The 729-nt window shown below is 47.3% G+C and carries 2 protein-coding genes; both read left to right on the top strand.

Features of this window, described 5'->3' with window-relative positions:
• A partial coding sequence (locus R7R78_RS26100) for a thermostable hemolysin (protein ID WP_225474612.1) occupies positions 1–411 on the top strand: 411 nt, incomplete at its 5' end.
• Positions 412–487: 76 nt separating this feature from the next.
• Positions 488–729 (top strand): AMP-binding protein (locus tag R7R78_RS26095; protein WP_225474611.1); only part of this gene is annotated, 242 nt, incomplete at its 3' end.

The raw sequence follows: 729 nt of genomic DNA, 5'->3' as shown, positions 1-729 counted from the left end.
GCCGAAGATGAGCCCTTGTTCCTTGAACAGTATTTAGAAGACGACGCCCAAAAGCTGGTTTCTAACGTATTTAACTGCGACGTAAAACGTTCGAACTTAGTGGAATTCGGTCACTTGGCATCTTTCGCTAAGGGCATGTCATCTCTTCACTTCTACCTCATCGCAGAAATGCTGGTCAACCTCGGTTTTGAATGGTGCATCTTCACCGCGACAGATCCACTTCACGCCATGATGGCGCGCCTAGGATTGGAGCCTCATATCATCGCGCAGGCCGATCAAAACAAAGTCCCCGATGCCGAGTCCACTTGGGGGTCGTACTACGAACATCAACCGCGTGTGTTAGCTGGCAATTTGCAAAAAGGACTAGAGCGTCTTCGATTAGTCCAAGAAAGAAAACGCAAACAAGCCTAGATAGAAAAGTAAACGTCGTTAAAACCGCAAACACAGAACAACTTGGTTAAACACAACGCCAGAATATAGGTGATGTATGAATATTCTCCTCGATGCCATTACAAAATGGGCAAAAACGACACCAGATCGAGTAGCACTTGTCGGCTACGAAGCGAATCAAACGGTTGAACTGACTTACTCTGAATTGTTAAACAAGATCGAACTCGTTGCCGCCGAGCTTATTGCACAGAACATCAAAGCACTCGCGCTACGCGCAGAAAACAGCATCGATTGGGCCATTGTTGATTTGGCGGCGATGGCGGCAGACATAGTCGTCGT

It is taken from the genome of Vibrio sp. 2134-1, assembly GCF_033339495.1.
The sequence above is the reverse complement of the archived record's forward strand: the minus strand, read 5'-3'. Positions and strand labels throughout refer to the sequence as shown.